Annotated in this window: 10 protein-coding genes; 1 reads left to right on the top strand and 9 read right to left on the bottom strand. The window is 42.8% G+C overall.

Annotated features, from left to right (window positions below):
- Window positions 1-59 precede the first annotated feature (59 nt).
- Window positions 60-386, bottom strand: a complete 327-nt coding sequence (locus DES35_RS11145) for a SymE family type I addiction module toxin (protein ID WP_211306559.1) — start codon at window positions 384-386, stop codon at window positions 60-62.
- 82 nt (window positions 387-468) lie between these two features.
- Between DES35_RS11145 and DES35_RS11140 the strand changes: the two genes are divergently transcribed.
- Complete coding sequence (locus DES35_RS11140) at window positions 469-813, top strand: helix-turn-helix domain-containing protein (RefSeq protein WP_114366597.1); 345 nt, start codon at window positions 469-471, stop codon at window positions 811-813.
- Window positions 814-1,192: 379 nt separating this feature from the next.
- On the opposite strand, the gene DES35_RS11130 is transcribed toward DES35_RS11140, so the two are convergent.
- From DES35_RS11130 to DES35_RS11095, 8 genes are all read right to left on the bottom strand, one after another.
- On the bottom strand, window positions 1,193-1,603 hold the full coding sequence (locus DES35_RS11130; RefSeq protein ID WP_114366594.1) for a hypothetical protein: 411 nt from the start codon (window positions 1,601-1,603) through the stop codon (window positions 1,193-1,195).
- A 1-nt stretch (window position 1,604) separates the two neighbouring features.
- Entirely contained in the window at window positions 1,605-2,381 is a 777-nt protein-coding gene (locus DES35_RS11125; RefSeq protein ID WP_114366593.1) for an RHS repeat-associated core domain-containing protein, read from the bottom strand.
- A gap of 74 nt (window positions 2,382-2,455) precedes the next feature.
- Window positions 2,456-2,809 (bottom strand): hypothetical protein, encoded by a 354-nt coding sequence (locus DES35_RS11120; RefSeq protein WP_125039483.1) that lies wholly within the window; start codon window positions 2,807-2,809, stop codon window positions 2,456-2,458.
- Between the two features lie 710 nt (window positions 2,810-3,519).
- A complete protein-coding gene (locus tag DES35_RS11115) occupies window positions 3,520-4,449 on the bottom strand; it encodes a tyrosine-type recombinase/integrase (protein ID WP_114366591.1) in 930 nt (309 codons plus the stop codon).
- 32 nt (window positions 4,450-4,481) lie between these two features.
- On the bottom strand, window positions 4,482-5,423 hold the full coding sequence (locus DES35_RS11110) for a tyrosine-type recombinase/integrase (RefSeq protein WP_114366590.1): 942 nt from the start codon (window positions 5,421-5,423) through the stop codon (window positions 4,482-4,484).
- A gap of 132 nt (window positions 5,424-5,555) precedes the next feature.
- On the bottom strand, window positions 5,556-7,361 hold the full coding sequence (locus DES35_RS11105) for a toprim domain-containing protein (protein ID WP_211306558.1): 1,806 nt from the start codon (window positions 7,359-7,361) through the stop codon (window positions 5,556-5,558).
- Between the two features lie 9 nt (window positions 7,362-7,370).
- Entirely contained in the window at window positions 7,371-7,868 is a 498-nt protein-coding gene (locus DES35_RS11635) for a CHC2 zinc finger domain-containing protein (RefSeq protein WP_211306557.1), read from the bottom strand.
- Window positions 7,869-8,073: SymE family type I addiction module toxin (locus DES35_RS11095; RefSeq protein ID WP_114366589.1), on the bottom strand; the 205-nt coding region annotated here is incomplete at its 5' end.

The following is an 8,073-nucleotide window of genomic DNA, read 5'->3' as shown; positions in this document are numbered from 1 at the left end:
GCCGTAATGCTGCAGGAGCATTGCAAGGGTTAAGCGGTTTTTGATTTCCTGTATCTCAATCACAACAGCTTTTTCAGTGCGCGTTCCACTTCTTCGAACCTGGCCTTATAATCCTCCTGATCTTCCGCCACCTGTTCCACCGGTTGGATGATTGGTAATTTCTCACGCATGGTGATCTCTACCTTATCCCCGGCATGAAAACCGAGTTTTTCCAACCATAGCCCGCTTATATTCAGCCACGGGGCTTTTTTGTACTCTCCGTGGGCGCGATCGTGGTGGCGTGTTTGAAGCGTTATGGTGCGTTTTCTGCTCATGATGAAAAAAATTATTGAACCTTTTTCGGTCAAAATTAATCCAATCAAACAAAATAACCAAATCGCAAACAATTTTTATTTATCGCATGAGGTTCGTATTTTTGTAGAAACACAACAAAACAAGGCCATAACAAGCCTTTTAAGGTTATTTCATATGATCTCATTCGGTAAAAAAATTGCGGCACTCAGGAAAGAAAAAAGGCTTTCACAAACTGAACTGGCCAATAAACTCAATACATCGGTGTCCGTGATTTCCCGCTATGAACGTGACGAGATGACACCATCCATTGAAACAGCCAAAAAATTGGCCACTCTACTAAATACCACGGTAGGTTACCTGCTCGGTGAAACAGAAGATGACAACCTGCTTAAAGACCCTAAAATGGTCTCACGGCTTAAAGAACTACGCGAGTTCTCCGAACAGGAAAAAGAACAGGTGTATTTTAATCTCGATGCTGTGATCCGGGAAATTAAAAACAGAAAAACCTATGCTTTGTAAAAAACAGGTATATACGCTGTTCTGCTTGTTTATGGTATCTGCTTTGGCCGCACAAACAAAAGATACGATAACAACAAAAAACAACCAATACCAAGCTCCAAGATACTACCCCCACATGTGTACAGGGTGCCCCCCAAAAGACAAGCAACCCCCAAAAACACATCTGGAAAGTCCATACCAATTTAAAACCGATAAACCCGTACCTTTGATTATGGACGGGGATTCAATACAAGACCTCCTTAAACAGCCCATGAAAAAAGAAAAATCTCCTGTTATATAAAACAGGAGTAAACATGGTTCGAACACAGCCAGCTATAGCCTACCATACTTTTCTCGAACCCCTTTTTAATATAGAATGGTTGTGGAAATTGTCTCGTCTTTATTCTATATTCTCAAGCAAATCCTCCCAGCTATACGACTTTTCTAATGCGCTACGCTCGGCTCTTCCAATAAATTCTCCTGTCAGATATTTGAACTCGACAAAGTCCTTGTCTACTACCACAGATACCTTTTTCCGTGGAATTTTAACCGAGGACTTGAGTTTATTCATGAAATAAAACGTATATACATCTTCCTCAATCATTACTTCCTCGATTCGTTTGCTTGCTTTCTTTATTGCAGAAAGAACAGAAACACCGGAAAGAGCAACTACAATTAAATACGCAACCTCTTTGCTTAAGTTATATTCCTCCATCCCCATGAAGATCAAAAAACCCAAAACGACAGCAACAACCGTTAAAAACGAATACGTTTGTGTTTGTGACTTATGATTAAAACGATATGCTTTCATATTAAAACCTGATTATTGGCATTGCAACATTTGTGTTATCTCTGGGAGCGATATAAGGCATACTACCTGAAGGAGGTTGAGGGGCAATAAGTGGTGGATTAAGCATTGCCCGCCCTATATTGGAGTTGTAAAGTCCATACCCCATAAACAAGGCCGAGGCTGCATTACGAGGAAATCCCCCTGAGAAAACATCTAATATTTGTCCCATAGATCCATCTCCACCAAAACCAATGTCCGTAGCTTCCAAAGGTCCGCTGGGGAACGACTGTTTGCCTCCCTGAAAGCCATCTATCATTGTTGCCATACCAAGCCCCATAGTTGGAACACCAAAAGTAACTCCGGCAACACCCGCTGGTGAAGCAACACCACTGATAATTCCCATAATTCCAAATACAGCTGCAGCTCCACCACCAATTGCTGTAATCGTTCCCGATGTGACTTTACCCCAATCAACTTTATTTTCTGCAGGCGTCTCAACTGGCACATCTGCCGGGGTTCTCGATGGAATATTGCTTGGGTCTATCCCCCTTGGAACTTCCGGAGTAGGTTTAGTAGGAAGTTCTATTTTTTGAGGAGGGCCTTCAAGACCACCTTCTGGAAATTGAGGTATACCATAATTAGGATTCCCTTCCGGCAAACGTCCTCCCGGAGGGTCTGGATCCACATCTATCATCCCGGTAGGGTCAATAAGATTCACTGGATTATTCTGCACGTAATTATATGGCGTTAACCAACTTCGCTCGGAGTGCATAGGATCGACACTTAAAAACCTCTGCACGCTTTTTTACCCTATCCCCACTTTTCCCTACACGGTTTCCCAATCAAAGAACGATTCCAAAATATCTTTTTATTTCAGGCCACCAAGATAATAAAAACACCTGATATTTTCTTTTTTTCATCTGAAAAAGCCCCGCAGGGAACTGATGCCTTTTCAGTTCTTACAGCTATTTCATTTGAAAGAAAAAAATCCGCTTCATTTCCCCCTAATAAACATTTCCACAAAGAAAAAAACAGAAAAAAAAGAAAGCTGCTCCACTGGCGGCATGGCCGGACAGTCAAGGTTTTTGGTAAAAAAATACTACCCGGTAGGGTGGAGATTTTTTTACCAAAACCCGAAGGGCTTGACATTGACGGGCCGAGCCAATGCAAGCCTAACTTTGCTTTTCTTTTTGTTGTGTTTTTGGTTGGTTTTCCAAGGATGTCCATTTTATTACCTGTCGGGGTTCCTGTGGGTTGGATAAGTGCGTAAGGCAGGAAAAAGCGCCTGCGGCTAAAACGGCTGGGCAATGGCTGCAATGAGTGGAGAGTAACGGAACGGATTGCGGACAGTGACCAAGCCACCGGAGAGAGGTACGAACGGAGGTTGCGAGCCGCCCTGCGAGTGGAGCAAGGGTGCCAGACCGAGAGCAGTGAGGAACGAACTGCGGGGGATGGCATATGTAGGAAGCGGAGTGCAACGGAGCGCACTACACAAGGGCTACCTACCTGCCGGCCTGTCCCGATCGTAGAGTAGCGGAGCATCGGGAAGGCAATCAAACAAAGTCAAGCCGCAGCCCGCAGCGACCCGCAGGCGAGCAAAATTATGGCAGGCGGTGGATGCGTTGCGGCTGAACGGAACGGAGCTTTAGCGGAGTGAAGAGAAGCGGCAAAAGCAGACAAAGTAGCCTGCCGTGACAACTGATTGAGGAACGCAATAAAAGTGACAAGCTGCGGAGTTTACGGAGCACCCGAAGGGCGGCAAGGCTCTTTTTTAGGCCTTTAAAAAAATAAACACTTCCTAAAAATGTGCATTGACGGCTTGGCGGTTTTATTTGCTGACGACCGAAGGCGGAACACCGCTTTTCCTGCGTTGGCAGCGGAGTTTTACGGAGCGTGAGCGTTGGCCGTGGGTGGGCTTTCGTGGGATGGATTTCTTTTTATTGGAGTGGATGCAGTCTTTCAATGGCTGATTTCAGTTCTTCTAATCCTGTTTGTTTGTAGGCTTCTGTACTTGCAGCTCTGCGGTGTCCTGCGAACTCCTGAACGATTCTAACGTCATTGTTTTCTTTGAGTAGATGGGCGATTACGGACTGTCTTATTTTGAGTGGGATTAACTTTTCAAGCTCGTTCCTGTCCCGGTTGATCATTCGGTTTATCCCGCCTGCCCATAGCTGTAAACCTTCGTCACCAAGCAAAAAATAATCCTTCCGTTTACTGGGCTTCTGTCTCCTTTGATAGCGTTTGTAATCGTGCTTTAAGTAGTTGTGGAACAACATTATTTGCTTGGGCTTTAAACTCAATATTCTGCCTTTGTTCTTTACATTTCCTTTGATTTTTATGGTTCCGTTTTCAAGGTCGATATCGCTTGTGTTGAGTTGGGATATTTCAAGGACTGTCAAGGCTTGGTAAATGAGTAGACTGATAATGATTTTATCTCTGTTCTGATTGTCCGGGTTTTTGCTCTGGTGGGTTTCGTAAAGTTCTTCTAATATTTCTTTGGGGTAAAGGCTTTCTACTTGGATGGCTCGGTTTATTTGGTCTTTCAGGTATAAATATCTGCAAGGGTGGTCGTTGCGTTTTCCTATGGCCACTAAATACCGATAGTAGATTTTGATTGCAAACAGGTTGTTTCTTAGTGATTTGGGGTGTAAGCCCTGTTCCCGCAAAAGTCCGATATAGTCCAAAACGTCCGTATAAGTTCCTTTCTCTGCGCCTCCCTGCAAGCTGGCCCCTTCGCTAAAATCATCCCCCGGATGATTTTTTAACGCTCGGTCCCCCATTGCCAAGATGTAGCGGTTTATCATCAGTTCATAACTGTTGATGGAGGTCGGGCTGTATTCTTGTTCTAAATAGGTTCGTAAATTCATATCCTTCGGTTTTTTCAGATGAAAGAAAAAAATCAACTGATTAAATCTTCTAATTGCTTTTGACTGATGTGGGTGTAAATCTGTGTGGTTTCTAATTGACTGTGTCCTAAAAACATTCTGACTTGTTCTACTGCTATTCCTTGTTCTAAAAGATGCGTGGCTATCGAGTGTCTAAGGCTGTGAACAGTGATTTGTTTTTCTTTCATTTCAAGGTTTCCGGTTCTTTCTATCAGTTTTTTTAAGTGCTTGTTATAGGTGTCTTTGTTCATTCTTCCGCCTCTGGAGTGCAGCATAAATGCATTTTGATTGGGTTTAAAGTCTCTTCCTTTGGTCAGCTCGTCCCTTTCGTTGTAATAGTAGTTGGCTAAGTCTTTGGATACTCCGCTGCTCATTGGAACAACTCTTCTTTTATTGCCTTTGCCTTGTGGCACTATCAGTATTTTTTCTCTTAATCTAATGTCCTCAATATTGCATTTTACGAGTTCTCCAACCCTTAATCCGCATCCATAGGCTAAACTTAAAATGGCTCTTTCCTGGGCGGTTTCTGTGGCTTGATAAAGTTGTTTGATTTCGTCCTGGTCTAATACGGTTCTTTCTTCACTGATTTTGGGATAAGGAAAGTTGAGCGTACTGCAGGGATTGATTGGTATTTGTCCGCTTCTAAAGAGCATTTCAAACAGATCCCGGATAATCCGCATATGGCTGTGCGTTGTTTTTTGGCTCAATGCCCCTCCGTCTTTTTTACTTGGCCGTGAACTGATGTAACTGTAATAGCGGTTGATTTCAGGGGCTTGGATTTGGGTAATATCTAAAAGTCCTTGTTGCTCCAACCATTGTAAAAACTCGTTCAGGTAATTGAACCTTGCTTTGTAGCTGTTTTCTACATAGCCCAACCGCTTTTGGTACTGGTAAAAGCTTTCGGCTAATTTTTGGTAAGCTTCTGTTACTACTATGATGTTTGAAGGTCTTCCCATATATACACACTTTTTGGAACAGGGAACAGTTGAAGTATTTCTATCTTAAAAGCATTGATTTAAAAGGGTTTGGACTTAAAATGATTGTTCCAAGATTGTTCCGTATTGTTCCTTTCTTGGTTTATAGTCCTGCTATTTGCTCACTTCTATAATTGATTTTAAAGGTGTTCGCGAATCGAGTCCCTCGATTTGGTTCATTAAATCGTCCTTTATCTGTGCCCTTACTTTGGCGTAGTTGTTCCAATAATCCACTTTGTAACATACTTTCCGTTGGTTTCCCGAGTACTTGGCCGTGATGTATTCCATCTCCTGCAGGTGGTTAAAAAATCGGCTGCACTGGGCTTTGCTGATATTCAGGGATTGGCGAAGCTCTCTTTGTGTAAACTCCTGTTCTTTGTCTTTCAGGTGGGATTTTAAGCGTTCAAAAAACTGTCTTAAACTGCCGTCTAATTCATCTACTTTCAGCACGATACTTTCAAAGAGGATTTCACAAGCGGTTTGTAAATCTGCTGTTTCGGTGATTAACCGCCCTTGCTTGTCCTGCTTTCTTTGGTATTGGTTCAGTAAGGTGATTTGCTTTACAAAGCTTTGATAGAGTTCGTTTAAGCGTCTAATCTTGTGGGCTGATTCGGGCAGTTGTATTTTGTTGGCATATGGGTTAATGACTTCATAGGGTTTGAGTAATCTAATGCAGTTCTGTATAAACTGGCTTGTTTTCTTTTGCTCTTGTGGGTCTATCATTCCTGCAGATACTTCATTTTGATAGCGGATAATTTTTAGTGTCTGCTCTTTGCTTTCATCTACTGCAATCAGGAATGAACGGCTGATATTGTCCTCATAGATTTCGCCTCTGGTGGTACAGGCTAAACTTGCTATCGGTCCTCTTACGATTCTTTCGCCTCCGGTGATCTGGCCGTTCTTGTCTTTTAAACTCGTGGATGTCCTTAGTATATCGTTGCTCTGTAACTCTCTTACGGCAAGCTGTGCATCTTCTTTCAGTCCGTCCAAGTCTTCAAAACATATCAGCTTGTTTACAAAAAAGTATTCGTCCTGGTTGTAAAAACTGTTGTCGGTTACTCGGGTGTATCGCTTTACATCTTCATCAGGCATCAGGTAGCTGATAATCTTTAATAGCCTGGTCTTTCCACTTCCTGAACTTCCCTGTATCAATGCGTGTAACGGATTTTTATTCAGATAACTGATAATGATTAAGAACAATAACATACGGCTGTTTTCTTCTCCCACTATTCCCGCTTTTCCGATTTCTGCATTCAGGTTCTTCAGTAAATGTTTTCTCTTTAAAAAGTCTATGCTGTTGCCGGTGCTTGTCCTGGGTTCTTTCGGTTGTTCAGTTATTTTATTTTCAACTGATTTCTCATTTGAAAAAATAAGTGCTGTTCTTTGGTTCAGTAGCTCTATAAATATGCTTTCTTCGTGTCCCTGTAAGGTTTCGTTGATGTCTTTGTTTATCGGTTCCGCACTCGTGATTTTTAGCTTTGGATATTCTGCCCGCAACATTGCACCGTATTTCTTTACCGCTTCTTTTCCGGCACTGTCGTTGTCAAAAAAGAATATGATTTCTTCCAACTGCGGGAGCTCTTTGATTGCCTGCTGGTGTTCCCCGGTTAGTCCGTTGGTTCCGTAACAGCTTAGTATTTCATATTCCTTTGCAATGGCTTCTACCTGTAATAAACTTGCTCCGTCTATGATCGCTTCGGTCAATATCAGTTTCTTTGTGGTTTTCGGTGGATAGCTCGGATAAAGTCCTTTGCGGTCTTTCAGGTAAAAGTGTTTGCTCTCCTTATCGTTCAACGTACTGCGGAAGTATAAGCCTGTTACTTCATTCTCCCGGTTCTTCAGGGCAAAGCATATACACCATTTGCCAAAAACTCCGTAGGCTTTTTCCCCGGTTCTTCCGGTAATGCCTTTGTCTATCAATAAACCATATTACAGGCATCGGGCAATTACGTTTTCATCTTTCCTTGCTCCGTGGTGGAACTGCCCCGCATTGTAACCGATTTCGGTTTTCTTATGGTCTAAGCTCCGGTGCTGTAAATAATCCTTTGCAGGTTTGGAGTTATGCACCGCATTACGGAAGTATTGATACATATTGCCCAAAAACTGTTCCCGGCTTAATTCAGGTTGGTAGCGTTCTTTACTGTCGGGTTTCTGATAACCTAATATTTCTTTGCACTTGTTTATCGCTTCGTGCTTGCTGCTGTTTTCTTTGTGCATTACAAAATCAATTACATCAAGGCTTTTACCGTTTGTCCGGCAGTTGGAGCTAAAGCAGTACGCTGTATGCGTTTTGTAATAAAGCTGCATGCTTGGGGTTTTGTCATCATGGAACGGGCAGTTAATGCGGTTGTGCTTGTCTGCTTTATATCCGTAGTGCTTTATTACTTCGGCAAGGGTCAGGCGGGATTTGATTTCTTGTATGTCCATTTACAGCATTTTTTTTAGTTGTTGTTTCATGGCTTGCAACTCCTCTTTGTATGCGGTAATTTCTTCCTGCACACGGCTTACGGGTTGGATGATTAAAAGCTTTTCCCTTGTGGTGATCTCTACCGTATCGCCCGGCTTAAATCCGTTTTCCGCTAACCATACCCCGGCAAGGTGAAGGCTCGGAACGGTTTTGTGCTGGTTGGCT

Source organism: Schleiferia thermophila (assembly GCF_003337435.1).
Classification (GTDB): Bacteria; Bacteroidota; Bacteroidia; order Flavobacteriales; family Schleiferiaceae; genus Schleiferia; species Schleiferia thermophila.
This window is presented reverse-complemented; position numbering and strand designations above follow the sequence as displayed.